Source organism: Mesorhizobium sp. M0195 (genome assembly GCF_040322115.1).
GTDB lineage: Bacteria > Pseudomonadota > Alphaproteobacteria > Rhizobiales > Rhizobiaceae > Mesorhizobium.
Genome location: NZ_JAMYSV010000008.1, coordinates 114,755 through 140,094 on the forward strand (window position 1 = coordinate 114,755; position 25,340 = coordinate 140,094).

Sequence of the window (25,340 nt, forward strand, 5' to 3'; positions counted from 1 at the left end):
CCATAGGACCAAGGCGACGGTTCACCGGATTTCAGACAGCAAAAAGGCGGGACAAAATCCCGCCTTCCCATGCTTGGTAGCCTGATCGGGAGCGTTTTGGCCGGGCCGGCAGCAATCTGCTGCTTCGGCTTGTCGGGTCTTTCGCTCCGGCGCGCTTCTCGCGCGACCGCCAGTACATCCGTGACTTGCCGCGCGCCCCGGGCTATCGCCCGGCGCGCGCCATTTTCAAATCAGGCCGCCTTGCTCAGAGATCCAGCGGACGACTTGCCAGTGCGGCGGTCCTGCTCGATCTCGAAGTTGATCTTCTGGCCTTCGACCAGGGTCGACAGTCCAGCACGCTCGACTGCGGAGATGTGGACGAAAACGTCCGCGCCGCCGCTATCAGGCTGAATGAAGCCGAAACCCTTGGTGGAATTAAACCACTTGACCGTACCTGTTGCCATTTCGATAGTCCTTACGTTTGCTTTAGTTTGACTGGACCGAAACCCAGCCGGTTTGTATCGAGATTTTGGAGATAGAACGTCAGCAAACGCGAATATCGCGAGGCCCGGATCGATCGGCCGAAATATCAATGGACCGCATATAATATGCCTTCGCGCAAAAAACAAGACGGGGCGGAAAATGGCACGGCGGCAACGCTGCCCAACGGCCGCCCCAATCGCGTGAGAGCGTCGTCGTTGCGCGCCTGACGCGGGAGGATCGCGCCGGCTTCGGGCGCGACTGGGTTTTGGGGAGAGGGACATGAAAATCGTTCTGCTTGCCGCTTGCCTGACGCTGGTGGCCGCCGAGGCGCAGGCGGTCTCGCGCTACGACCCGACCCGCATGAGCTGCGGCAAGGTGCAGGCGACGATCGCGCGCGAGGGGGCGGTCATCCTGCGCTACAGATCGACGCGCGTGCCGGGCCTGGCGCTCTACGACCGCTATGTGCGGAGCCAGCAATTCTGCGACATCGGCGAGGTCAGGGCGCGGGCCTCGGTGCCGAGTGCCGATACGAATTCGTGCACCGTCTACAAGTGCAAGCGGGTGGAGATCGACCGGCGCTTCCGCCGGCGCCTGCTTCCGGATTAGGCTGGTCGAGATGGTGCGCGGGGTGCCGGCCTCACCTGAATATCAGCACAAATATCAGCACAGCTAAAACCCGAACGACACCTGCGCTGGGGGCGGCGGGCCGACGCGTACGCCTTCCATTGCCAGCATCTTTTCCTTGGTGGCCGAGCCGCCGGGCGCGGAAAATCCGCCGATCTTGCCGCCGGCGGCAAGGATGCGATGGCAAGGGATGACCAGCGGCACCGGGTTGGCGCCGAGCGCCGCGCCTGTCTCACGCGCCAGCCCGGCATGGCCGGCGCGTTTGGCCAGTTCGCCATAGGTGGTGGTTTCGCCGAAGGCGAGCTTTCGCGCCGCGTCATAGATCGCCAGGCGGAACTCGTCGACGCCGCTGAGATCGACCGGCACGCCGGAGAAATCGATAACCTCGCCGGCGGCATAGGCCTTGATCGACGCGATCAGCTCGGCAACCCATTGCGGCTCGGGCTTCACGGCTTGTTCGACGTCGGAGGCATGGCGCAGCAGCCGGCGCTCTACCGCGTCCTGGTTGCGCTGCGACAGGCAGAGCCGGGTTAGCCCGGCTTCGCTCCAGGCGATGCCCATGAAGCCGAGCACGGTTTCGAAGACCGCGTGGCCAGCGGTGGCATGAGAGGCGTCCATGGCGTGCTCCTTTCCGGAATCCTTCGAAGTACAAATCCAGAACAATATCGCATTTCCCGGCCCGGATCGCCACCCGAAAACCACCGTCTACCGCGGATTGCCCGGGGAAAGATGCTGGTGTAAGGACTTCTTAACACCCGACGAACCGGACCCGAGCGCCGCTTGCCAGCAAAATTCCTCTTTCCCGTCCTAGCGGCGGTGTTGGCCGTGGCCGCTCTCAGCGGCTGCACCTCGACTTCGCCGGTGACCCCGGCCCCTGCCTTCACGGAAAACTCGGCCAACACCGATGCTGGCTTCACGCTGGCGCTGCCCGACACTGTTTCGGTCCTGCCGGAACCGTCCGGCGTCGCCCAGACAGCAGCACTGCCGGTCGAGCCTGCGGCCGCCTTTGCCGGGCCGACGCCGCTGCCGGCAACGACCCCGGCCGTCATGACCACCAATGCCCAGCCAGCCACCGCGGTGGCTGCCGTCGCCATGCCAGTCACCGGCCAGACTGCCGCCATGCCCGGCGTTCAGCCGGTCGCCTACACGGTGCCGCAAAACCCGGCCGTTCTGGCCGCGACCGACCCGGCGGAGGGCCAGTCGAACGCCGGCGCCCGCAGCGAGATCGAGCGGCTGATCGAGAAATATTCCGCGCTTTACCAGGTGCCGGTCGATCTGGTGCGCAGCGTCGTCAACCGCGAGAGCACCTTCAACCCGAAAGCCTACAATCACGGGCATTGGGGGCTGATGCAGATCAAGCACGCGACGGCGCGCGGCATGGGCTATGACGGGCCGGCGAGCGGCCTGTTCGACGCCGAGACCAACCTGAAATATGCGGTGAAATATCTGCGCGGCGCCTGGCTGGTGTCGGGCGGCAATCCCAAGCGCGCCGACCGGCTCTACCAGAGCGGCTACTACTATGACGCCAAACGCAAGGGGATGCTGGGCGAAACCGGCCTCGGCAGCGACAGCCTGCGCCGCCGCATGCAGCCCGATGCCTGAGCCGCGCCCACCGGCGCCGAACGACATAAGACTGCGCAAGATCCTCGACGACACGCTTCTGGCGCCGCGCTGGCCGGAAGGTTTTTTCATGCGCGGCTTCGAAGCCGCCGATGCGCTCGCTTTGCATGCACTTTTGACCGCGGTGTTCGACGACGGCGCCGATGGGCCGTTCGACGAATGGTGGCCCCGCATTTCGGGCGACGCGGAATTCGATCCCGCTTTGTGTTTCCTGGTCATCGACGGCAAGGGGCGGTTGGCGGGCGCGGCGCTCTGCTGGGCGACGGGGTTCGTCAAGGATCTTGCCGTTCATCCCGAGGCGCGCGGCAAGGGCATAGCCGAGGCGCTGATGCGCTACGCGTTTGCGGTGTTTCAGGCAAGGGGTGCGGCGCATGTTGATCTCAAGACCAATACCGTCGAGAACGCGGCCGCGGTCAGGCTCTATCAGCGGCTGGGGATGATCGAGGTGGATTGGGCGGGGTGAGGAGCGCCGTTCGTCCTTTTTGAAGGCGGCAGCCCGGGTTCTTGTCGCCACGGCGCCTGCGCAAAAATGTCGGAACCGTTTCGCGCGATGCGTCCTTGGGAGGCAAGGCGCGTTGCCACGAACGGCGCGCCGCCAAAAAGCACGGCAGATGGAGATGACGATGATCAGCTTTCCCAATGAATCCCAGGAATATCGCGCCGCCCGCGAAAAACTGCTGCAGCAGGAGATCGAGCTGCGCCGCGCCATGGAGGATGTGGCGGTCGCCCGCCGCGCGCTGCCGACGGGCGGGCTGGTGCCGCAGGATTATGTGTTCGACGGGCTCGGCACGGACGGCAAGCCGGCCAGGATCAAGCTTTCGGAACTGTTTGCGCCGGGCAAGGACACGCTGATCGTCTATTCGATGATGTTTCCGCGCCATCCGCAGGAGACGCGCGACGTGGCGACGAGCGGCGGCACGGCGAAGCTGCCCAGACCGGACCAGCCTTGCCCGTCCTGCACGGCGCTGCTCGATCAGTTCGACGGCGCCATTGGCCACCTCGAGGCCGCCGGCTACAATTTCGCTGTCGTGGCCAAGACCGCGCTGGAAAACCTGCTGACGCTCGGCCGCGACCGCGGCTGGAAAAATATGCGGCTGGTCTCGTCGGCCGGCAACAGCTTCAAGCGCGACTATCACGCCGAGGCCGAGGATGGCGCGCAGCTCCCCGTGCTGTCGGTGTTCCACCGCGACGGCGACGGCATCCGCCACTTCTGGAGCTCCGAACTCGGCTTCGCGCCGCCCGAACCCGGCCAGGATCCGCGCGCCATAGGCACCTGCGAGATCCTGTGGAACCTCATGGATTTCACGCCGGAGGGCAGGGCGCAGAGCTGGCAGGAGCAGCTGCAGTATGGGGAAGGATGCTGCCACTAGCGTCGCTCGGCGCCGCCCTCATCTGCCTGCCGGCATCTTCTCCTCGTAGAGGGACGGGAGAAGGGGGCTGGCGGCAAACTCAGCTCACTTTCTTCAACTCTGGAGATTGGCGAAATGCGTGGCGACGGCAACCTTTCTCCCCGTCACTATACGGGGAGAAATGCCCGGCAGGACAATGAGGGGCGGCGCAGACCCTATGTGATTTGACGCTGCGGCGCGCTGACCTACCCTCTAATGCCGGAACCGAGGAGACGAGCGATGCTGTCACCTTTCATTCGGGGCGCCACGCTGGCAGCGGCGGTGATGCTTGCCGCCGGCACCGCAGCCTATGCCCATCACGGCTGGTCGTGGACGCAGGACGGGTTTTTCGAACTCAGGGGCAGGATCACGGCCATCTATATCGGCAACCCGCACGCCACGCTCGATGTTGACGCGAAGGGAGAGGCCTGGCGGGTGGAGATGGCGCCGCCGTCGCGCACGATCGCCGCCGGCTTCACCGAGGAGGTCGCCAAGGTCGGCGACGAGGTGACCGCGATCGGCCACCGCTCGCGCGACGAGAGCGAAAAGCGCATGAAGGCAGTGCGCGTCATCGTCGGCGGCAAGCCCTATGACGTCTATCCCGACCGCGTGCCGCCGGCCTGAATGGACGGGTTTTTCGCCGGCATCGAGCAACTCGCCTTGGTGCGGGGACTGAAGGCCTCCTTCGTGGCCTACCCCATCGTCAATGCGCTGCACATCATGTCGATCGGCGCGCTGCTGACCAGCGTCTGGCTCATGGACCTCAGGATCCTGGGCGCCTTCCGCTCGCTGCCGCAGGCGCCGTTCGTCGCGCTGCTGCGCCGGGTGGCCTTATGTGCGTTTGGTGGGGCGCTTGTCACCGGCGCGCTGCTGTTTTCCATCAGGGCGAGGGAGTATGCGGCGATGCCGATCTTCCTCGCCAAGATGGGGCTGATCCTGTTCGCTGGTGTCAACTTCCTCGTCTTCATGCGCCGGGCAAAGGGTGGTGGCGACCCGGCCGGTGGGGTCACGGCCGTGCTGGTTGTGCTGTCGCTGGTGTTGTGGACGTCCGTGCTGTTTGCGGGGCGGTTTATCGGGTTTCTCGGCTGAGGCGAGCGAGGCGCTGGCGTTCGCAACGTGCGAGATGGTTCGTGGCTCGAAACGCAGACCGAGGCGTGGCTGAAAGGCGCTGAAACATTGCCTCGAAGCGGCCGGCACCTCGTTGGAAAACATAGTCATGGTGCGCATCTACGCCGTCAATTCCGGCTTCTACAAACCATCAACCGCGTCTATGCGAAGTATTTTTCGACGAACTCGCCGGCGCGGAGTTTTGTGCCGGTGGCCTCGTGGCCGATGGAGTTTGATATCCAGATCGAGTGCGTGGCGGTGGCGTGAAGCGTCAACTTCTGCCCTTCCAGGATAATTTCCGCTTGTCTTTAAAGTAAAGTCGTCCCCAAATCCATCTGGGGATAGGGAGGGCGAGTCATGAACAAGCTGCCGAAAAAATTCGTCGCTTCAGCTTGTCGAAAATGAAGTGATCAAACGCGACACAATTGACGGCGACAAGGCGAAGGAAGCTGTAACCAGGATGCGCAAGGCTGCAAGCAAGTTGGAGAGAACAAAGAACAAAATCGTGAAGGAAGCCGTCGTCGATGTTGTGGATTAGCCTACGAAAGTACCAGACATTTTTATGGATCAGGCTGCCGCTGGCGATGTTCGTCGCTTTTATGGCGTTGCCTCAACCCGCCACTGCAAAATGCGCCGATATTCCCATGGCGGTGGTCGGTCCTATGACCGGCGATTGGGCGTACGACGGTGAGGAGATGCGGCGGGGCGCTCAACTTGCAGTAGACGACATTAATGCCAAGGGCGGGGTACGAGGATGCAAGATAGTACTCACCGTGCTCGATGATCAGTATACAACAGCCACCGCGATAGCCCTCGCCAAGAGATTGGCAAAAGAGGGGGTTCGCTTTGTTATCGGCCATTTCAACTCAGGCAGTTCTGTCCCTGCCGCGATGATCTATGCCAAGAACAACACTTTGATGGTCAGCCCCGCGTCGACAAATCCCGCTCTTACCGAATTCAAACTTTGGAATGTCATTCGCACGGTCGGTCGTGACGATGTTCAGGGGATGTTTGCCGGCGAGTATATGGCCGATCATTTCTCAGCACAAAATCTTGCCATCGTTAGCGATGGTACGCCCTATGGTGATGGCTTAGCGAACAAGGCAAGAAAAGCGCTGCGAGCAAAGGGACATCCTGAAAAGCTGGCCAAAAAGATCAAACCCGGCCAAGGCGATTTTGCAGACCTCATCAGCAAACTTAAATCGATGAAGATCGAAGTTCTCTTCTTCGCGGGGCTTGCCGATGATTTTGGTCCGCTCGTTCGCCAAACCAAGGAAGCTGGGCTGAAGGTTCAGTTCATCTCCGGAGATGGGGCTCTAGTTCACGATCTGCCCGGGAAAGCGGGGCCCGCCTTGGAAGGCGTGCTAATAGCATTTTCGCTTGAGGACCGGAGCAATCCCGCCGCAGCCGACGTTGTCGCGCGCTTTCGTTCTCAAGGATTCGAGCCGGCAGACTACACGCTGAAGTCCTATGCGGCAGTCCAAGTGGCGGCCAAGGGTATCGAAATGGCAGGTGGTCAGGCGCCAAGGGCTGTTGCGGCTTCTATAAAATCCGGCCAGCCAATTCCGACCGTGTTGGGGAACCTGACCTTCGACGCGAAGGGAGATCGAAATCAGCGTGACGTAACAATGTACGTCTGGAAAAGGCGGGGAGGCGGCACACTCATGATGGATTTCCAATCCCCATAGCTTACGCAAAATACTCCTGCAGCGGCCGCACCTCTAGGCTCCCCGCCCGCAGCGCCGCAATCGCTTCCGCCACCGCAGCCGCGCCCGAAAGCGTCGTGTAATAGGGCACCTTTTGCATCAGCGTCGCTCTGCGCAGCGACTTCGAGTCCGAGACCGCCTTCTGGCCGTCCGTGGTGTTGAAGACGATCTGCACCTGGCGGTTGCGGATGGCGTCCTCGATGTGCGGGCGGCCTTCCAGCACCTTGTTGATTTTCTCTGCGGCGACGCCGTTCTCGGCGAGGAAGCGGGCGGTGCCGGAGGTGGCCAGCACCTTGAAACCCTGGCCGGCGAGGCGCTTCACCGCCGGCAGGATGCCCTTCTTATCCTCGTCGCGCACCGAGACGAACAGCGCGCCCGCGCGGGGGAGATCGACACCCGCCCCCAGCTGGCTCTTGGCGAAGGCGAGTGCGAAGTCGCGGTCGAGGCCCATGACCTCGCCAGTCGAGCGCATTTCCGGGCCGAGCAAGATGTCGACGCCGGGGAAGCGGGCGAAGGGGAATACCGCTTCCTTGACCGCGATGTGGCCGGGATTGCGGGGGTCGGGCATGGCGCCGTAATGGGCGAAGGCGTCTTCCAGGCTCTCGCCGGCCATGATGCGGGCGGCAATCTTGGCAATGGGACGGCCGATGGTCTTGGCGACGAAGGGCACGGTGCGCGACGCGCGCGGGTTGACCTCGAGCACATAGACCGTGCCGTCCTTGATCGCATATTGCACGTTCATCAGACCGCCGACATTGAGCGCGCGGGCAAGTGCTGCCGTCTGGCGCTCCAGCTCGTCGACAAGCTCCGAGGGCAGCGAGTGCACCGGCAGCGAGCAGGCACTGTCGCCCGAATGGATGCCGGCCTCCTCGATGTGCTCCAATATGCCCGAGACGTAGGTCGACTTTCCGTCGCAGAGACAGTCGACGTCGACCTCGATGGCGCCCGACAGATAGGTATCGAACAGCAGCGGGTTCTTGCCAAGCAGCGTGTTGATCTGGCCGGTCTTGTCGTTCGGGTATTTCTGCTTGATGTCTTCCGGCACCAGGCCGGGCACGGTGTCGAGCAGGTAGGATTGCAGCATGCTCTCGTCGTGGATGATCTGCATGGCGCGGCCACCCAGCACATAGGACGGGCGCACCACCAGCGGGAAGCCGAGCTCGCCGGCGACGAGGCGGGCCTGCTCGACGGAATAGGCGATGCCGTTCTTCGGCTGGCTGAGGCCGAGCTTGTGCAAGAGCTTCTGGAAGCGGTCGCGGTCCTCGGCCAGATCGATCATGTCGGGCGAAGTGCCGAGGATCGGGATGCCGGCCTTCTCCAGCGCATCGGCGAGCTTCAGCGGCGTCTGGCCGCCGAACTGGACGATGACGCCGACCAGCTCGCCCGAGGCCTGTTCGGTGCGCAGGATCTCCAACACATCCTCCGGCGTCAGCGGCTCGAAATAGAGCCGGTCGGAGGTGTCGTAGTCGGTCGAGACGGTCTCCGGGTTGCAGTTGATCATGATCGCCTCGAAGCCGGCGTCGCGCAGCGCAAAGGCCGCATGGCAGCAGCAATAGTCGAACTCGATGCCTTGGCCGATGCGGTTGGGGCCGCCGCCGAGGATGACGACCTTTTTGCGCGATGAGACCTGTGCCTCGTTGGCCAAGGCGCCGGCAAAGGGAACCTCATAGGTCGAATACATGTAGGCGGTGGGCGAGGCGAACTCGGCGGCACAGGTGTCGATGCGCTTGTAGACCGGATGAACGTCGAGCTTGTCGCGAATCTTCTGGACTTCTTCGACGTCTTTCCTGACCAGGGAGGCGAGGCGGGCGTCGGAGAAACCCATCGCCTTCAGCATGCGCAGATTGGCGGCGTCCTCAGGAATGCCGTGCTCGCGGATGCGATCCTCCATGGCGAGGATGCCGGCGATCTGCTCAAGGAACCACGGGTCGATCTTGCACATTGCGTGCACGTCTTCCAGCGAGGTGCCCATGCGGATCGCCTGCGCCACCATGCGCAGCCGGTCCGGTGTCGGCGTGCCCAATGCCGCGCGAATGGCGTTGCGGTCGTCGACGTGGCTGGCGGGCGCGCTGCCGTGGCCGATGCCTGGGATCTCGATCTCGTCCAGACCGGTCAGGCCGGTTTCGAGCCCGCGCAAAGCCTTCTGCAGCGATTCCTGGAAGGTGCGACCGATGGCCATGACCTCGCCAACCGACTTCATCGAGGTGGTCAGCACCGGCTCGGCGCCGGGAAACTTCTCGAAAGCAAAGCGCGGGATCTTGGTGACAACATAATCGATGCTCGGCTCGAACGACGCCGGTGTCGCCCCGCCGGTGATGTCGTTCTCCAACTCGTCCAGCGTGTAGCCGACGGCGAGCTTGGCGGCGATCTTGGCGATCGGAAAACCGGTCGCCTTGGAGGCCAGCGCAGACGAACGCGAGACGCGCGGGTTCATCTCAATGACCACCAGACGGCCATCGGCCGGGTTGACGGCGAACTGCACGTTGGAGCCGCCGGTCTCGACGCCGATTTCGCGGAGCACCGCGATCGAGGCGTTGCGCATCATCTGGTATTCTTTGTCGGTCAAGGTCAGGGCAGGGGCGACGGTGATCGAATCGCCGGTGTGCACACCCATCGGGTCGATGTTCTCGATCGAGCAGACGATGATGCAATTGTCCGCCTTGTCGCGGACGACCTCCATCTCGTACTCTTTCCAGCCGAGCACGCTCTCCTCGATCAGCACTTCGGTGGTCGGCGAGGCGTCGAGGCCGGACTGGACGATCTCGAAGAATTCGGCCCGGTTGTAGGCAATACCGCCGCCGGTGCCGCCCATGGTGAAGGACGGGCGGATGATGGCGGGCAGGCCGACATGGTCGAGCGCTTGTGCTGCAATCGCCATGGCATGGCTGATATAGCGCTGCTTGCGGTCACCTTCGCCGAGGTTCCAGCGGGTTTCCAGCGCGTCGAGCGCGGCGTCGAGGTTTTCCGGCTTCTCGGCTTTCAGCGCGGCGCGTTCGGCCTCGTGCGTCTTGCGGTCGGCATTCTTGACGTCGGTGGCGTTGGCCAGCATCGACTTCGGCGTTTCCAGGCCGATCTTGTTCATCGCCTCGCGAAACAAAGCGCGGTCCTCGGCCTTGTCGATTGCGGTGGCGTCGGCGCCGATCATCTCGACCTGATAGCGGTCGAGCACGCCCATGCGGCGCAGCGACAATGCGGTGTTGAGCGCGGTCTGGCCGCCCATGGTCGGCAGCAGCGCGTCCGGCCGCTCCTTGGCGATGATCTTGGCCACCACTTCGGGCGTGATCGGCTCGATGTACGTGGCGTCGGCCAGCTCCGGATCGGTCATAATGGTGGCCGGATTGGAGTTGACCAGGATGACGCGAAAACCCTCTTCCTTCAGCGCCTTGCAGGCCTGGGTGCCGGAATAGTCGAACTCGCAGGCCTGGCCGATGACGATGGGGCCGGCCCCGATGATCAGGATCGACTTGATGTCGGTGCGTCTTGGCATATCGAAGGTCCGTTCGGCAGGCGGCTTGCACGAAAAACCGGACGGGAAGACCCGGCCGGTTGTGCTCGCGATTCTGGTATCAGGCTAGGAGGGCCTTATAGGGAAGAGTTTTGCCGGATGTAACCCCGAAAATGAGGCAGTAGGGCAGTAGGGCAGTAGGGCAGTAGGGCAGTAGGGCAGAGGTTGAGCGCCCTTTAAACATATTGCCCTACTGCCCTACTGCCTTATTCCCCTTACCACTATCCCCCAGCGCCAGTTGATCCGTAATCTCGAAGCGTTCGGACGCGCCGACGCGGATGATGTTGAGGCTGCCTTCGCGCGTGAAGCGGAATTCGCCCGGCCCATTCGAACCGGCCGGCTTGCCGGCCTGGAAGCTGATGATGCGCGTGCCGCCATCGGGCCAGGTCACGGTCACGTCGGTTTTGTCGCCGGTGCGCGCGACGCCTGCCTTGCAGTTGGTCATCGGCTGGCCGAGATAGCGCGCGCAAGGAATGACGTTGCCGGCACCCGGGAATGGTGTCCCCGGCGGCTGCAGCCGTGCAACAGTCTGCGCGTCGGCCGGAGGCGCCGCATTGGTCGCGCCGAAATTCTGGACGGGATCCACTGCCGCGGGCGCCGATCGATCAACCTGTCCAGTCGAGGGATTGCCAGCGGCCAGGGCCAGGCGGTAAGCGTCCTCGATAGCCACCCTGCCGATTGCGTCAGCGGAGTTCAGCGACGTTTCCGGAGCAGTTGCGCCGAGGCGCGTCGTCAGATCGGGCAGCGGTTGAGAGGCAGGGCTCTTCGTATCGGCCGCCGCCTGGGGTGTCACTTGCCGGGGATTGATAGGGTCGAGGTAGCGTGCGGGTGCCCATCCGCTCAGCTTCGGGTCGTCAATGTCTTCGACCTTGCACCACTTGTAGCCGCTGACCTCGCCACAGCCGAGATTTTTCACGCTCGATCCACTCGGCAACCGCGCCTCGATCTTGCCCATGGCCGACGCCGTGGCGCGCACGTTCAGAAGGTCATCGGGAGCGAGACCCGTCACAATCGAGATGATGGGCTCCGGCTCCTGGCCGTTGGCCGGCAGCTCCGCCAGCATCAGCGGAGCGGCAACCACCGCAAGCAGCGTCGTCGGGAGTGTTACTGTGCGCCTAATCATCTGCCATGGGCGGTAGGTTCAATTGCCGAAGGCGCGGCCAGGCACGAAAGCGCCGCCGCACGCCAGCCGGTTTTTATAGGCGACGAGGCGGCGCTGTGTAAGCCCGAAAAGGCGCCGCGTGTTGAATCGCGACCAGGCCACTTCCGTGAACTAACAGCCGGCAAAATATTGCACATTTCATGTAAATATGCACTCTCTCAAGTAAGGTTGAGGAGGGCAATATGGTCGACCTTGAAATATTCGCGCAAGTGGAAAACATAGTTCGCCAGCGTATCAGGAAAACCCGCACCGAAATTGAGGCTTCACTTGGTCACATCGCCAACGGCAATCCGCTGGCCGCCGAACAGACCCTCTCCAGGCGCCTCGACAGGTTGCAGGTAAAGGCGTCGCTCAGCCGCACCGAAGCGGAGATGATATCGGCAGCAATCGACATGAGATCTGCCGGGGAGAGAAAGGCGGCCGCCAAACAGCCAGGACCGGAGGCAATTCTCGGCCCAACGCTCGATTTCATCGGGGTCGCATTTCTGGAGCGTGGGCGCCGTGCTGCCGATGCGGTCGGCCGCGTTGCCTTTCTCAACGGCAATCCGCAAGGATCGGGTTTTCTGGTCGGGCCAAGGCTGTTCCTCACAAACAACCATGTGATTTCGTCGCCGGCGGATTCCCGGCGCTTCCAGGTCCAGTTCGATTATGAGCAGGACGGTGCAAATGCCGTGCGCACGCCGACGACGTTCATGTTCGATCCTGAATCCTGTTTCGTGACCGATAGCATAGAAGGTCTGGACTACACGCTGATCGGGGTCGGCGAGCGGCGTTCCGGCCCAAAGGAACTGGGGGAGTTCGGTTTTATCTCGCTGTCGGACGCGCGCGACAAGCATATGCTCGGCGAAATCGCCAACATCGTCCAGCATCCCGATGGCCGCTTCAAGGAACTGGTCCTGCGTGAAAACCGGCTGGTGGCCCGCGACGAAACGGTTCAAGTGCTGCACTATGTTGCCGATACCGAACAGGGTTCGTCCGGTTCACCGGTCTTCAACAACGAATGGGAGCCCATTGCCCTGCACCATTGGGCCGGCCCGTTCCACGAGGTGACGGGCATAGCTGGCTACGCGCTTGCGCGCGAGATCAACGAAGGCATACGGATCAGCGCCATCGTTGACGATCTGGGCGCTAGAAAGTCCAGGCTGCCGGGCTCATCGGCATCGGCGGTTTCGGAAGCTCTGGCGATTTGGTCCGGCACGCCGCGCATGATGGATGAGACAGTTCGGCTGAACGCCGACAGTCGCGGAGACGTGCCGGACAAGCCGGAGCAGCGGCCTGAACCGGATCGCGGCGCGCCGGCGACGAGACATAATGCCGATGGCTCGGTCACGTGGACTTTTCCCGTCGAGATAAATGTCCGGGCGCCGTTGATCGACGGCGACGGAGGCGATGCGAGACGAAACGACGGTCCAGCAAGCGAACCCGCCAAGGTCGTGGCCATCGCCGAGGCCGCGGGTTGGAAAACAGAGGATTTCGACGATCGTGGAGGGTATGAGCCCGGCTTCATACCGGGCTTTGTCCTGCCAATGCCGACGGTTGCCAATTCACCCTACCGGTTGGCCAAAAACCTTCTTGCCAAACCGGGCGAGGACCCACACGAATTGCGCTACCATCATTTTTCGATCTTGATGAACGCCGATCGCAGGCTTGCCTTCGCCACCGCCTGCAATATCGATGGATCCCACACCAAGGCGGTCGATCGTGAGGACAAGACGGTCATCGACAACCCGTCGCTTGTCGAATTGGGGGTGGAGTCGATTTCCGGTTCGGAAGCCAGCGATGCTTTCCGGCCCGATCGCCGCATCGACCTTGGCGAGCAGATGACCCAGGAATTCTATTCGAGCCAGAATGTGCCCGGATTTCCCGTCGCAAAATCCAAGGAACGAGTAGCTCGAATGTTCCAGAAGGGCCATATTACGCTTCGCGGCGACCCCGCATGGGGCGTCGATCAGGAGGCGGTCGCGGCAGAACGCGACACGTTCTTTTATACCAATGCTGCGCCGCAAGTCGGCTTCTTCAATCAGGGAAGCTCGCTTGACCATCCCGGCTCCAAGGGGAAGCTGAGATGGCGCGCGGTGGAAACCTATGTGCTGCGCAACGCCTATACGACGCGAGGCCGGGTCTCGGTGTTTGCCGGGCCAGTGTTCCGCGAGGACGATCCTCCCTACCGCTTCGACAGCCATGTTCCGCTGAAGTTCTGGAAGATCGCGCTGTGGTCCGATCAAGCTGGCCTGCGCGCCATCGCGCTGCTGGCCGACCAGAAGCCGGTTTTGGAAGTGATGCCCGAAGCGTTCGGCGAGCGTGCCGAAGCATTCGACGACCCGCTTGAAATTGCCAGGGTATCGGAATTTCTTTCGACGGTGGCCGAGATCGAACAGCTGACCGGTCTGAACTTTGGCCAGCAGGTGCGCGACGCCGACATTCGGGCCGGTTCCGAATCGGCTCCAGCACAGACTTTCAACCCAAGGCATCTAACGCCCAGTACGTCACGGCCAAAGGCTTCACCGCCCAAGGCTTCGGAGACCAAGACTTCGACGCCCAAGACTTCGGCGGCCGGCGCCCGACGTCCTGCCAACCGATCGAAGCGATCCGCGTCCGACAACTGAAGATTGCGGCTTCTGCCGCTCGAAGGCGGTCATCGGTTCAGCCCGGCATGACCAAGCTCAGTCCGGCATGAAGCCGGTGCGCAGCGCGTGAGCCCATTCGGGCCGCCCCGCCTGCTCGGCCTGACGCGCCGCCGCCTCATGGTCATAGTCGACGGCGATGGATTCGAAGCGATCGCGGTGCAAGTCGACGATACCATAGCGGGCGTGTGGCGAGCCTTGCTCGGAGACATGCGCCGGTGGGGTCGAATCGTCATAGGCCGGGCAGCCGATGCTGCCCGGATTGAAAATGACCGGACCGCCGGGAATGCGGATCAGCTCGCTGCGGTGGCTGTGGCCGCAAAGCATGATGCGGCAGGCGGGATCGACCGCGCCGAGGCGCCGCTCGATGGCGGCCAGCGGCGCGCGCACCAGCCGGCCCTCGACGATCGCGTCAGTCAGGTATTTTTCGTCGTGGTCGGGCCGGGCATGGAAGGCGATCACGCCGGGCGCCACCTCCAGCGTGACGGGCAGCGCGAACAGCGCCTCGCGCTGGCCTGCGGTCAGCCGTTCCTGCGCGTAGTGGTCGGACGGCCACATGGTCTCGTCGGCAGTGTCGCGGGCAACGCGGCGGTCGTGATTGCCGCGTACCGTCGGCAGGTCGAGCGCCTCGAGCCGCTCCATGGTCTCGCGCGGCCACAGCGGGCCGGAAACGCAATCGCCGAGATTGACGATGAGGTCGGCGCCGCCACGCTGCCGCAGACCGTCGAGCACGGCGTCGAGCGCCAGGACATTGCCGTGGATGTCGGCGAGGACGGCAATGCGCATGGCAGGCTCCGTTAATTGGAATGGCTGGAGGGCAGGTGAAGCTACTTTGCTCGTCTCGCGAAGCGGGCGAGAGCGGAACCCAGCTTCGCGCCGGTCAGGCGCGGACTTCGATCTCGTGGCCGCCGACCGCCGGCAACGATGCGTCGTCGCCGGCCGCGGCAATAACGCTGTCGAGCAAGCCCGGGAAGCGGCGGTCGAGATCGTCACGGCGCAGCGTGATCAATCGGCTGGTGCCAACCGCCTCGGTGCGGGTGACGCCGGCCTCACGCAGCTTGGCCAAATGGTAACTCAGATTGGTTTTCGAGGCGAAGTCGAGGAACCGGCTGCAATTCAGCGGCACGCCCTCTTTGCTGGCGAGATAGCGCACGATGGCCAGTCGCGTCGGGTCGCCGAGCACAGCAAGCACGTTCGGCAGGCTGATCTGGTCGGCGGTGGGATGGGGCAAGGTCATGCCCAGGAATTAAGCACATTTGGAGCCGATTTCAACGTGGCCAATGGACACATAGTTTCGTCCCGTCGCCCCGTCCTGACACCGGGCTGTCAGGATGGTTCGGCTATTTTGCAGCGGCTTTATTGACATCATGCCCTGTTATGTCCAATTGTTCAATAACCTTTGAACTAAGGAAATTGCCATGGATAAGCGTCTCATCTGGCTTGCGCTCGGATCGTTCACGATTTCGACCGAAGGTTTCGTCATCTCCAGCCTTTTGCCCGATATTGCAAAGGATGCCGCCATCTCCGTCCCGCTCGCCGGCACGCTGATCACCGCGTTTGCGCTCGCCTATGCGATCGGCACGCCGATCCTGGCAACGCTGACCGGCGAATGGGACCGTCGCCGCGTCATCCTGTGGACGCTGGTGTTCTTCGTGTTGGGCAACGTCGCCGCGGCGCTAAGCTCCTCCTTCGAATTGCTGTTGATCGCGCGCATCGTCATGGCGCTGTCGTCAGGCCTGTTTGCGGCGACCGCACAGGGAACGGCCGTTGCGCTTGTCGACGATCATCACCGCGCCCGGGCCATTGCCGTGGTCGTCGGCGGCACTACGGTTGCGGTCGCGGTCGGAGCACCGCTCGGCGCGCTCGTTGCGACGGTTGCCGGCTGGCGCGGCACCTTCTTTGCCATTGCCGGCCTTGGTGCGCTCGCCGGCGCGATCCTGTGGTACCGGCTGCCGCGCGGCATCGTCGGCACAAGGCTGCCGCTCCGCATGCGGCTGGCAGCGGCACTTCGCCCCGGCGTCATGCCTATCCTGGTGACGACCATCCTGGCCCTGATCGGCGCCTTCACCGTCTTTGCCTTTGTCGCGCCGCTCGCGATCGAAGGCGGCGGACTGAACCCGATCGCGCTTCCCGGAATGCTGCTCGCTTTCGGCGTTGGCGCGGTCATCGGCAATATCGGCGGCGGTCAGGCCGCCGACCGTTTCGGCGCGACACGCACCGTCTGCTGGTCGTTGGCGCTGAGTGCCGCCATGCTGGTCACGTTTTCGCTGATCCCGATGTTCCTGCCGCGCGAGATCGCCGGGCCGGCATTGATGGCCATGATGGTGCCGTGGGGCATCGTCGGCTGGGCATTCCCGCCGGCGCAGGCGAGCCGCATCATCAAGCTGGCGCCCGATGCCGCGCCCATCGTGCTGTCGCTGAACGCTTCGGCACTTTATCTCGGCGTCGCACTGGGTGCCGTGGTCGGCGCCGCGGTGCTGCGCTATGGCGCACCGGCCGACCTCGGCGTGGTCGCGGCGGCATTCCCGATCATCGGTCTGGGCGTAGTGCTGGCGGGCCACCTGGCGGCGCGGCCGGTGGCGATGCCGGCCGAATAGGGCTGTTAGCGGAGCTTGGCTGCCGGCCGCCGATAATTCAACTCGCGGCCGGCGGTACGTCGAAATCAAGCGCGGCGATTTCGTCCAGCGCCGCTCGCAGGCTTGCCGCCTGTTCTTTTCCAAACATCTCCTCGAAGCGCTGCTGAGCGACTTGCCACAGCTTCAGAGCTTCTTCGAGCTTGATCCGGCCCTGCGATGTCAGCCTGACGCGCCTGATGCGGCGGTCGGCAGGGTCGGCGAAGGTCTCGATGTAACCATCCCTGATCAGCGGCTTCAGCGTATGACCGAGGGCCGACAGGTCCATGACGAGAGCCGCGGCAATGGCACCCATCGTCGGTTCGTCGCCGATGTGGATCTGGTAGAGCAGGCCCTGCTGCGTGGCCTTCAGACCCGATGGGGCCAGCACATCGTCATAGAACTGGCCCAGTTTCCGCGTCGCACGGCGCAGCATGGCGTTGTTGCAAAGCGCCAGGCCGGGCAGGGTGGTTTGGGACATTGGCGGATTTCCGATGAGGGACCGGAAGGGCCCCTCGATGCAAACCAGAAATAGTCCTTGCTTCCCGGATTGACAAGGTGGTGGCATATGCCTACGTTCCAATGATGGCATATGCCAGTAATTCGTGTGCCAGTCGAAGCAGGGGTGTTGCCCTGCGGCACCGGCATTTGGAATCGAACCAGAAGGAACAAGACAATGAGCAATCAGGACAAAGGTACTGCGGTCGTCACCGGCGCCTCGTCCGGCATCGGTGCGATCTATGCCGACCGGCTCGCCGGCCAAGGTTATGATCTGGTGCTGGTGGCGCGGCGCGCCGATCGGTTGGAGGAATTGGCGGAGAGGCTCCGCTACGCGTATGGCAAAAAGGTCAGCGTCATCGGCGCCGACTTGGCCGACGACGGCGATCTGCGACGGGTCGAGCAGGCGATATCAACCGACGACAGCGTGACGCTGCTGGTCAACAATGCCGGCCTTGGCGGCGCGCAGGTGGTGGCAACGGCTGAAGCCGATGTCGCCGAGCGCATGATCAAGGTCAATGTCGTGGCGCTGACTCGGCTGACGCGCGCGGTACTGCCGGGGCTGCTGTCGCGCAACCGCGGCGCCATCGTCAACATCGCCTCGGTGCTTGCCTTCGATACCTCGTTCGGCGGCATCTACAGCGGCACCAAAGCCTACGTCGTCAACTTCACCGAGGCCTTGCAGCGGGAAGTCGCCGGCACGAAGGTCGCCGTGCAGGTGGTCTTGCCGGGGGCCACGCGGACAGAATTCTGGGAAGTTGCGGGAAGCGATATTGCCAATGTGCCGCAAGAGATCGTGATGACGGCCGACGATCTGGTCGATGCAGCGCTGGTTGGCCTGGCAAAGGGTGAAGCGTTCACGGCACCGGGTCTTGCCGATGTTGCCGGGGTGGATGCCTTTCTTGGCGTTCGGCAAGGCTTCTTCGGCAGTCTTCTGGCCGGCAAGCCGGCGGCGCGTTACACTGCCTGACATAGCTAAAGACTAACCTTACGCTGTCCGCCACATCGGAATGATCGAGGCGGCCAGCAGCAGGCCAAGCACGGCGTTGAGCATGCGCCACTGCCGCTCGGTTCGCAGCAACCGGGCGAGCAGCGTGCCCGCCACGCACCATGCTGCCAGGGATAGAGCCGCTGCAAGGCCGAAGACGGCGCCGAGCAGCAAGGCGAGCTGCAGCGGCCCTTTGGCGAGCGCGGCAAAAGATGCCGCCGCTCCCAGCCCCATGGCCCAGCCCTTTGGGTTCGTCCATTGCAGGCCGGCGCCGCCCAAAAAGCTGTTCGGCTTTGCCATGGCCACGTCCAGATTGGGCGGACCGCTGCGGCCGATCTTGAGGGCAAGCCATACCAGATAGAGGGTACCGGCCATTTTCATCGCCAGTTGCAGCGAAGGAGCGGCGGCCAGCAGACCAGCGAGCCCGGCAGCACCTGCCGCAGCCACCGTGGCCAGGCCGGCCGCACTCCCTGCCATCAGCGGGATAGAGCGGCGAAACCCGAACTGCGCGCCGGACGCCGTCGACAGCGTCGTGGCGATGCCGGGCGTTGAGGTAGAGACTAGCGCGAACAGGACGAGGGGAAGGACGGTTTCAAACATGCTGCTTCCTTTGAAGCCCGCACGGTAGGCTGTTTGGCTCATCAGTAAATGCAATGTTTGCTATGACATGCATTAGCAAATATAATGGCTTGATGCTCCGCAACCTCGACACCGCCCTGATCCGAACCTTTGTCACCGTTGCCGACAGGGCCAGCATGACGGCAGCCGCCAACGCGCTGCATTTGACGCAAGGTGCCGTCAGCCAGCAGGTCAAGCGTTTGGAAGAGGTTCTCGGCTGCAGGCTGTTCGACCGCGATCGGAGCGGATTGCGGCTGACCCGCTCCGGCGAGCGGCTGTTCGGCAAGGGCAAGCGCCTGCTTTCCCTCAATGACGAGATCCTGGCGGAGATGGCGGGCGATGCAGTTGCCGGTCAGGTGCGGCTTGGCGTGCCGTACGACCTTGTCGGCACCTTGCTTGCGCCGGTGCTCAAGGCCTATGCCGAGGCGTATCCGCAGGTCGAGATCTCGCTTGTCTGCGCCTCGTCGCCGGAGCTGGCTGCGGCCTTGGCGGCCGGCACGATAGAGCTCGCGGTGATCGAGGAGCCGGTCGGTCGGTCGGCCGGCGAATGCCTTGTTGTCGACCGGCTGGTCTGGGTCGGCGCCAAAGGCGGCGGCGCCCGCAGCAAACGCCCGTTGCCGGTTTCGATGGTCGCCGAGACCTGCGCGTTCCGTCCGGTGGTACTGGAGGCGCTTAACGAGCACGGGCTGGAATGGCGCACCGTGTTCGAAAACGGCAGCATCGACGCGACGACGGCGACAGTGCGTTCGGACTTGGCCGTCACCACCTGGTTGGCGTCGACCGTACCTGCGGACCTCGATATTTTGGCCAACGATCCGGATTTGCCGTCATTGCCGAATTTTTCAATCAATCTGCATTTGCCTAAGCACGGCGTTGCGCCGGCCGTACTGGCATTCGCGGGCCACCTCCGCGACGGGTTGGCACGGCGACGAGAGGCGGCTTAAAAACAGCAAAAAGGACGGCCAGTGTTCAGCCGTCCTTGATTGCCCTGCGGCATCTACTTCCAGTTCTTGCGCCGCTCGATCTCGGCTTCGGAAGGCTGTTCCGGAACAAAGGACCCGGTCTTGATCTCGCCGGAGCGCTCATAGCTCGCCATGAGGACGCCGGTGGTCGATGCCTGCGAACGGGTCAGCTTGAAGGCGGCAGGTATCGCGCCGCTGCCGAACAGTTTTTTGCCCTTGCCCAGCACCAGCGGGAAAATCAGCAGGCTGATCTCGTCGATCAGGTCATTGGCGAGCAAGGTCTGGATCAGCTCGCTCGATCCCTGAATGAGCAGGTCGGGGCCGTCGTCCTGCTTCATCCGGCGCAACGTCGCCACGATATCGCTGCCGAGCGGCCGGCTGTTTTGCCAGGACAGCGTATCCGGCCTGTGCGTAGCCACATATTTCGTGACGGCGTTGAAGCTGTCGGCGATCGGGTCATTCTTCTGGTAAGGCCAATGGGCGGCGAAGATGTCGTAAGTCTTGCGGCCGAGAAGCAGCGCGAACGGTTTTGAAAACGTCTCGCCCATCGCGGCGCCCATCACATCGTCCCAGTAGTGAAACGTCCAGCCGCCGAATTTGAAGCCGCCGACAGGGTCCTCTTGCGGGCCGCCGGGCGCCTGCATGACGCCGTCGAGGCTGACGAATGTTGCGGCGATGATCTTCCTCATTGGAGCTCCCTTTCCCTGATCCGTGCCGTCATGGCTGGACTTCGAGCCAAGGACGGGCAGACGGACATTTGTCCGACAGCGGCCGGCAAAATTCCAGGGCTGGAAGGACGGATGATTGCCGACGTTGTTGGGTCAGTTTGGAGCAGACGCTCAGCCTAAACCGACGACCGTGTCGTAGAGCAGCTTGAAGTTGAGCACCAGGATGAGGGCGGCAACCACCCAGGCCAGCACGGCAACGGCGCGGGAAATGGCGAAATTGCCCATTTTGCGCTTGTCCGAGACGAACTGCACCAGCGGGACGACCGCGAAGGGAAGCTGCATCGACAGGATCACCTGGCTGAAGACCAGCAACTGGCCGGTGCCCTTCTCGCCATAGAGGGCGGTGACGACCACCACCGGGATAATGGCGATGCCGCGCGTCAGCAGGCGGCGCGCCCATTGCGGGATGCGCAGCCGCAAGAAGCCTTCCATCACGATCTGGCCGGCCAGTGTCGCGGTGACCGTCGAGTTCAGGCCGGAGGCAAGCAGGGCCACGGCAAACAGGATCGAAGCGATGCCGAGGCCGAGGAGCGGCGACAGAAGCTCGAAGGCCTGGCCGATCTCGGCAACGTCATGATGACCGGTGCCGTGGAACGCCACCGCCGACACGATCAGGATGGAAGCATTGACGAACAACGCCAGTATCAGCGCGATGGTCGAGTCGGTCGTCGCCCATTTGATGGCGTCGCGCTTGCCGCGATCGGTGCGCTCGTAGGCGCGGGTCTGCACGATCGAGGAGTGCAGATAGAGATTGTGCGGCATCACCGTGGCGCCGATGATGCCGATGGCGATGTAAAGCATCGCTGGATTGGTGACGATCTCGGACGACGGCACGAACATGGCGTGCAGGATGGAGCCGACCGGCGGCGCGGCGGCAAAGATCTGAATGGCGAAGCAGCCGAAGATGACAATCAAAAGTGCTATGATGAAGGCCTCGAGGAAACGGAAGCCCTTGTTCATCAGCAGCAGCAGCAGGAAGGCATCGAGCGCGGTGATAATGGCGCCGCCGATCAGCGGAATGCCGAACAGCAGTTGCAAGGCGATTGCCGTGCCAATGACCTCGGCCAGGTCGCAGGCGATGATGGCCAATTCGCAAGCGACCCAGAGCATGAAATTGACCGGTCGCGGATAATAGGCGCGGCACGCCTGCGCAAGGTCACGGCCGGTGGCGATACCGAGCCGGGCGGCGAGCGCCTGCAGCAGGATCGCCATCAGGTTCGACAACATGATGATGAAAAGCAGCGTGTAGCCGAATTGGGCTCCGCCGGCGAGGTCGGTCGCCCAATTGCCCGGATCCATATAGCCGACCGAAACCATGTAGCCCGGCCCCATGAAGGCGAACAGCCGGCGAAGCCAGATCCCCGAGTGCGGCACCGCGATCGTTGCGTTGACTTCGCGCAGGCTGGGCTGCTCGTCGTCCTCCGGGCGGGCAAATCGCCACATGGACCGGGGGGCTGAGGTGGCTTCGGCTTCCGACATGAAATGGCTTTCCACTGGAACGATCGATGTTCTCTCTTTATCTATGCCACGGCTGAACATTATGCAATATGCTATATTTCATTGTCGGAGCTTTTTCGTGTAGCCGCTTGGCCGTGCGACCGGACCGTAATGACCGCCGGTTGCGCCGGTCACCGAATGGAAATAAACGGCCAGAACAAATAGGGTTCCGTGTTATGACTGCAATGTCGATTCAAACTGCCGGGAGGAGCGCGTATTGGCGCTGAAGAAAAGACCGGTTCCTCGCGAAAAGCCGCTGCCTGATGCAGAAATCCACTCGGAAGGCTTCAGGCAGACGCGTGAAGCGCGCCGCAGCGCGCTGGTCGAGGATTATGTCGAGCTCATCGCCGACCTGATCGAGGACGGCAACGAGGCGCGCCAAGTCGATATCGCGGCACGGCTCGGCGTCGCTCAGCCGACGGTCGCGAAAATGCTGACGCGGCTGTGCGCCGACGGGCTGGTCTCCCGGAAGCCTTATCGCGGCGTGTTCCTGACCGAGGCCGGCCGCAAGGTTGCGGAAGAGAGCCGCATTCGCCACCAGACGGTCGAGGCCTTCCTGCGCTCGCTCGGCGTCAGTGCCGAGACGGCGCGCATCGACGCCGAAGGCATCGAGCATCATGTCAGCGCCGAGACGCTCGAAGCCTTTCGCAAGGCAATAATCGCCGCCCGCTGAAAAGCACGTGGCGCGACTCGCTTCCCACGAGCAGGGCGAACGCCACAGACCTTGCGATGTTTCGGCCAGAGCAAACAAGCGTCAGCAAGCATTGCTTGTTCGCACGAAAAATACTGTGACTTGGCGTAACCGTTGAGATAATTGTGGTCGTGTCCGATCGAACCGGGACACGGCCCGATCGGCCGGAAGAAATTGCGTCATGGGGGTTGCCATGCTCTGGAAGGGCCGTCGTCAGAGTGACAATGTCGAGGACGAGCGCGGCCAGAGCGGCGGGTTTGGCGGTGGGCCGGGGCAGTTTCGCATCCCGATCGGCGGTCGCGCCGGCGGCGGCGGCATGTCGGGCATCATTATCGTAGGGTTGATTTTCCTGGCAGGGTGGTATTTCGGCTTCGACCCGAGCCAGATCCTCGATGACAGCGGCTTGCAGCCCGGTGGCGGCGGCCAGATCACCGACAATAGCGGCGGCCAGGACGGCGGCACCGGTGCGCCCGCGTCCGACGAAATGAAGCAGTTCGTGTCGACCGTGCTGGCCGAGACCGAGGATACCTGGACCGGTATTTTCCAGTCCGAGGGCCTGACCTATCAGGATCCAAAGCTGGTCCTGTTCAGCGGCCGGATCGGCTCTGCTTGCGGTTCTGCCTCATCGGCGGCCGGACCATTCTACTGTCCCAATGATCGCAAGGTTTATCTCGACACCACCTTCTTCCAGCAGCTCGATCAGCAGTTCGGTGCCTCCGGCGATTTCGCACAGGCCTATGTGATCGCGCATGAGGTCGGCCACCACGTGCAGAACCTCGTCGGCATCCTGCCCAAATTCAACCAGATGCGGCAGAATATGAGCGAAGCCGACGCCAACCACATGTCGGTGCAGGTCGAGTTGCAGGCCGACTGCTTTGCCGGCATCTGGGCACATTTCACCGGTCAGAAGGGCATCTTGGAACAGGGCGACATGGCGGAGGCACTGAACGCCGCCAAACAGATCGGCGACGACACGCTGCAGAAGAAGATGCAGGGCTACGTCGTACCGGAAAGCTTCAACCACGGCACGTCGCAGCAGCGGCAGACCTGGCTGGCGCGAGGTTTCCAGAACGGCAAGCTTTCGGACTGCGACACGTTCAACAACCCGATCTGAGCCGACAGTTTTCTCGTAATTATCTGAGAGACTGCATCGCAGTCAGGGGATGTCAGGATGAAAACACTCTGCCCGTTCCCTCATTGTTCCCGGCGATGTGCTCGCCTATAAGGTGTGTCCCCGTTCGCTCGGGCGGCCCGAGGAGATACCATCATGATAGACCCCAAAACCGCCAGGCGGGGCCTTGCGCTTGTTTTTACCACCCTGCTGCTCGACGTCATCGGCTTCGGCATCATTATGCCGGTGCTGCCGGCCTATCTCAGGGAATTGACCGGCGTCGGCATCAGCGAGGCGGCTATCGAGGGCGGCTGGCTGTTCTTCGTCTATGCGGCGATGCAGTTCGTTTTCGCACCAGTGATGGGTGGGTTGAGCGACCGGTTCGGACGGCGGCCTATCCTGCTCGCCTCGGTGTTGACGTTCGCTATCGACAATCTGATCTGCGCTATCGCCTGGTCCTATCCGATGCTGTTCATCGGCCGCGTGCTGGCCGGCATTTCCGGCGCCAGTTATTCCACGACATCGGCATTCATCGCCGATATCTCGACCGACGAAAATCGTGCGAAGAATTTCGGGCTGCTCGGCATTGCTTTCGGCGTCGGCTTCGTCATCGGGCCGGTTCTGGGCGGGTTGCTCGGCACGTTCGGGCCGCGTGTGCCGTTCTATTTCGCTGCCGGGCTTGCCTTCGCAAACTTTCTGATCGCGCTGTTTCTGTTGCCGGAAACACTTGATAACAAGCACCGTCGCCGCTTCGAGTGGAAACGCGCCAACCCGGTCGGCACGCTCGTCCAGATGCGCAACTACGAAGGTATCGGCTGGATCGGACTTGTCTTCTTTCTGATGACGCTGGGGCACATGATGTATCCTGCGGTCTGGTCGTTCGTCTCCAGTTATCGCTATGGCTGGAGCGAACAACAGATCGGCTTCTCGCTCGGCGCTTTCGGCCTGTGCGGGGCGATCGTCATGGCGACTGTCCTGCCGCGCGTGATCCCTAAGCTTGGCGAGTGGAAGACGGCGGTAATCGGTCTGGCATTTACCGCACTCAGCGCCTTAGGCTACGCCTTCGCGTCACAAGGCTGGATGATCTATGCAGTGATCGTCGTCGGATGTCTCGAGGCGTTGGCCGACCCGCCGCTCAGAAGCCTTGCGGCCGCCAAAGTGCCACCTTCCGCCCAGGGCGAACTCCAGGGCGCAATGACCTCGATCTTCTCGATCACCTCGATCATCACACCGCTGCTTTATACGGCGATCTTTTCCTGGTTCACGGGGCCGAACGCGCCCGTAGCTTTCGGCGGTGCCCCGTATCTGCTCGGCGCGATTTTCCTCACGCTGGCGCTCGTCGTCTTCGTCACCAGGGTGGCCAAGCCGACGCCGAAGGAGGTCAAACGCATGCACGCGCAGGAAGCGGTGACGGACGGGGCTTGATCGGCGCCGGGA

General features: G+C 62.9%; 25 protein-coding genes. 15 read left to right on the plus strand and 10 right to left on the minus strand.

Translation table 11 applies throughout. The features are described 5' to 3' along the window. Positions 1–230: 230 nt before the first annotated feature. On the minus strand, positions 231–443 hold the full coding sequence (locus NKJ12_RS17825; RefSeq protein WP_023678332.1) for a cold-shock protein: 213 nt from the start codon (positions 441–443) through the stop codon (positions 231–233). A gap of 298 nt (positions 444–741) precedes the next feature. Between NKJ12_RS17825 and NKJ12_RS17830 the strand changes: the two genes are divergently transcribed. Beyond that, positions 742–1,068 carry a hypothetical protein gene (locus NKJ12_RS17830; protein ID WP_352477837.1) on the plus strand — a complete coding sequence of 109 codons (327 nt, stop codon included), beginning with the start codon at positions 742–744 and terminating at the stop codon, positions 1,066–1,068. A gap of 63 nt (positions 1,069–1,131) precedes the next feature. On the opposite strand, the gene NKJ12_RS17835 is transcribed toward NKJ12_RS17830, so the two are convergent. Then, on the minus strand, positions 1,132–1,704 hold the full coding sequence (locus tag NKJ12_RS17835) for a methylated-DNA--[protein]-cysteine S-methyltransferase (RefSeq protein WP_352687794.1): 573 nt from the start codon (positions 1,702–1,704) through the stop codon (positions 1,132–1,134). A 207-nt stretch (positions 1,705–1,911) separates the two neighbouring features. On the opposite strand from NKJ12_RS17835, the gene NKJ12_RS17840 reads away from it, so the two are divergent. The 7 genes from NKJ12_RS17840 to NKJ12_RS17870 all read left to right on the plus strand — a co-directional run bounded on the left by NKJ12_RS17840 (position 1,912) and on the right by NKJ12_RS17870 (position 6,889). Next, complete coding sequence (locus NKJ12_RS17840; RefSeq protein ID WP_352687792.1) at positions 1,912–2,688, plus strand: transglycosylase SLT domain-containing protein; 777 nt, start codon at positions 1,912–1,914, stop codon at positions 2,686–2,688. After that, entirely contained in the window at positions 2,681–3,169 is a 489-nt protein-coding gene (locus NKJ12_RS17845; protein WP_352704194.1) for a GNAT family N-acetyltransferase, read from the plus strand. Before NKJ12_RS17840 ends, NKJ12_RS17845 begins: the two co-directional genes overlap by 8 nt. Before the next feature lie 160 nt (positions 3,170–3,329). Then, complete coding sequence (locus tag NKJ12_RS17850; RefSeq protein WP_352687789.1) at positions 3,330–4,076, plus strand: DUF899 family protein; 747 nt, start codon at positions 3,330–3,332, stop codon at positions 4,074–4,076. Positions 4,077–4,334: 258 nt separating this feature from the next. After that, a complete protein-coding gene (locus tag NKJ12_RS17855) occupies positions 4,335–4,718 on the plus strand; it encodes a DUF6152 family protein (RefSeq protein WP_352687787.1) in 384 nt (127 codons plus the stop codon). After that, on the plus strand, positions 4,719–5,183 hold the full coding sequence (locus NKJ12_RS17860) for a DUF6644 family protein (protein WP_352704196.1): 465 nt from the start codon (positions 4,719–4,721) through the stop codon (positions 5,181–5,183). A gap of 424 nt (positions 5,184–5,607) precedes the next feature. Then, positions 5,608–5,739: a hypothetical protein gene (locus NKJ12_RS17865; RefSeq protein WP_302897169.1), complete on the plus strand. Its 132-nt coding sequence runs from the start codon at positions 5,608–5,610 to the stop codon at positions 5,737–5,739. Further along, entirely contained in the window at positions 5,726–6,889 is a 1,164-nt protein-coding gene (locus tag NKJ12_RS17870; protein WP_352704198.1) for a branched-chain amino acid ABC transporter substrate-binding protein, read from the plus strand. The genes NKJ12_RS17865 and NKJ12_RS17870 overlap by 14 nt, the downstream gene beginning before the upstream one ends. A gap of 1 nt (position 6,890) precedes the next feature. Here the strand turns inward: NKJ12_RS17870 and carB are convergent, their stop codons facing one another. Together carB and NKJ12_RS17880 are read right to left on the minus strand one after the other, a co-directional pair. Beyond that, on the minus strand, positions 6,891–10,394 hold the full coding sequence (carB, locus tag NKJ12_RS17875; protein WP_352687781.1) for a carbamoyl-phosphate synthase large subunit: 3,504 nt from the start codon (positions 10,392–10,394) through the stop codon (positions 6,891–6,893). Between the two features lie 208 nt (positions 10,395–10,602). Beyond that, on the minus strand, positions 10,603–11,475 hold the full coding sequence (locus tag NKJ12_RS17880) for an SH3 domain-containing protein (protein ID WP_352704200.1): 873 nt from the start codon (positions 11,473–11,475) through the stop codon (positions 10,603–10,605). 281 nt (positions 11,476–11,756) lie between these two features. Between NKJ12_RS17880 and NKJ12_RS17885 the strand changes: the two genes are divergently transcribed. Next, positions 11,757–14,180, plus strand: coding sequence for a DNA/RNA non-specific endonuclease (locus tag NKJ12_RS17885; protein WP_352704202.1), 2,424 nt, complete (start codon positions 11,757–11,759; stop codon positions 14,178–14,180). Between the two features lie 57 nt (positions 14,181–14,237). Here the strand turns inward: NKJ12_RS17885 and NKJ12_RS17890 are convergent, their stop codons facing one another. Both NKJ12_RS17890 and NKJ12_RS17895 read right to left on the minus strand, forming a co-directional pair. Next, entirely contained in the window at positions 14,238–14,984 is a 747-nt protein-coding gene (locus NKJ12_RS17890; protein ID WP_352704204.1) for a metallophosphoesterase family protein, read from the minus strand. A 94-nt stretch (positions 14,985–15,078) separates the two neighbouring features. Then, complete coding sequence (locus NKJ12_RS17895; protein ID WP_352506754.1) at positions 15,079–15,435, minus strand: ArsR/SmtB family transcription factor; 357 nt, start codon at positions 15,433–15,435, stop codon at positions 15,079–15,081. A gap of 181 nt (positions 15,436–15,616) precedes the next feature. On the opposite strand from NKJ12_RS17895, the gene NKJ12_RS17900 reads away from it, so the two are divergent. Beyond that, complete coding sequence (locus tag NKJ12_RS17900) at positions 15,617–16,795, plus strand: MFS transporter (protein WP_254820339.1); 1,179 nt, start codon at positions 15,617–15,619, stop codon at positions 16,793–16,795. 37 nt (positions 16,796–16,832) lie between these two features. Here the strand turns inward: NKJ12_RS17900 and NKJ12_RS17905 are convergent, their stop codons facing one another. Continuing rightward, complete coding sequence (locus NKJ12_RS17905; protein ID WP_352477816.1) at positions 16,833–17,291, minus strand: MarR family winged helix-turn-helix transcriptional regulator; 459 nt, start codon at positions 17,289–17,291, stop codon at positions 16,833–16,835. Positions 17,292–17,486: 195 nt separating this feature from the next. Between NKJ12_RS17905 and NKJ12_RS17910 the strand changes: the two genes are divergently transcribed. Next, on the plus strand, positions 17,487–18,278 hold the full coding sequence (locus NKJ12_RS17910) for an SDR family NAD(P)-dependent oxidoreductase (protein ID WP_352704206.1): 792 nt from the start codon (positions 17,487–17,489) through the stop codon (positions 18,276–18,278). Between the two features lie 18 nt (positions 18,279–18,296). On the opposite strand, the gene NKJ12_RS17915 is transcribed toward NKJ12_RS17910, so the two are convergent. Then, positions 18,297–18,896, minus strand: a complete 600-nt coding sequence (locus NKJ12_RS17915; protein ID WP_352704208.1) for a LysE family translocator — start codon at positions 18,894–18,896, stop codon at positions 18,297–18,299. Between the two features lie 92 nt (positions 18,897–18,988). On the opposite strand from NKJ12_RS17915, the gene NKJ12_RS17920 reads away from it, so the two are divergent. Then, a complete protein-coding gene (locus tag NKJ12_RS17920) occupies positions 18,989–19,858 on the plus strand; it encodes a LysR family transcriptional regulator (protein ID WP_352704274.1) in 870 nt (289 codons plus the stop codon). Positions 19,859–19,911: 53 nt separating this feature from the next. Here NKJ12_RS17920 and NKJ12_RS17925 read toward each other — a convergent pair whose 3' ends face one another. Together NKJ12_RS17925 and NKJ12_RS17930 are read right to left on the minus strand one after the other, a co-directional pair. Further along, positions 19,912–20,565 (minus strand): dihydrofolate reductase family protein, encoded by a 654-nt coding sequence (locus NKJ12_RS17925; protein ID WP_352704210.1) that lies wholly within the window; start codon positions 20,563–20,565, stop codon positions 19,912–19,914. A gap of 150 nt (positions 20,566–20,715) precedes the next feature. Next, positions 20,716–22,083 (minus strand): Nramp family divalent metal transporter, encoded by a 1,368-nt coding sequence (locus NKJ12_RS17930; protein WP_352704212.1) that lies wholly within the window; start codon positions 22,081–22,083, stop codon positions 20,716–20,718. Positions 22,084–22,318: 235 nt separating this feature from the next. Between NKJ12_RS17930 and mntR the strand changes: the two genes are divergently transcribed. The 3 genes from mntR (at position 22,319) to NKJ12_RS17945 (ending at position 25,328) form a co-directional block, all read left to right on the plus strand. Continuing rightward, positions 22,319–22,774 carry a manganese-binding transcriptional regulator MntR gene (gene mntR, locus NKJ12_RS17935; RefSeq protein WP_254820344.1) on the plus strand — a complete coding sequence of 152 codons (456 nt, stop codon included), beginning with the start codon at positions 22,319–22,321 and terminating at the stop codon, positions 22,772–22,774. A 211-nt stretch (positions 22,775–22,985) separates the two neighbouring features. Further along, on the plus strand, positions 22,986–23,906 hold the full coding sequence (gene ypfJ, locus NKJ12_RS17940) for a KPN_02809 family neutral zinc metallopeptidase (RefSeq protein ID WP_352704276.1): 921 nt from the start codon (positions 22,986–22,988) through the stop codon (positions 23,904–23,906). A gap of 153 nt (positions 23,907–24,059) precedes the next feature. Further along, positions 24,060–25,328 (plus strand): TCR/Tet family MFS transporter, encoded by a 1,269-nt coding sequence (locus NKJ12_RS17945; protein ID WP_352704214.1) that lies wholly within the window; start codon positions 24,060–24,062, stop codon positions 25,326–25,328. Positions 25,329–25,340: the final 12 nt, after the last annotated feature.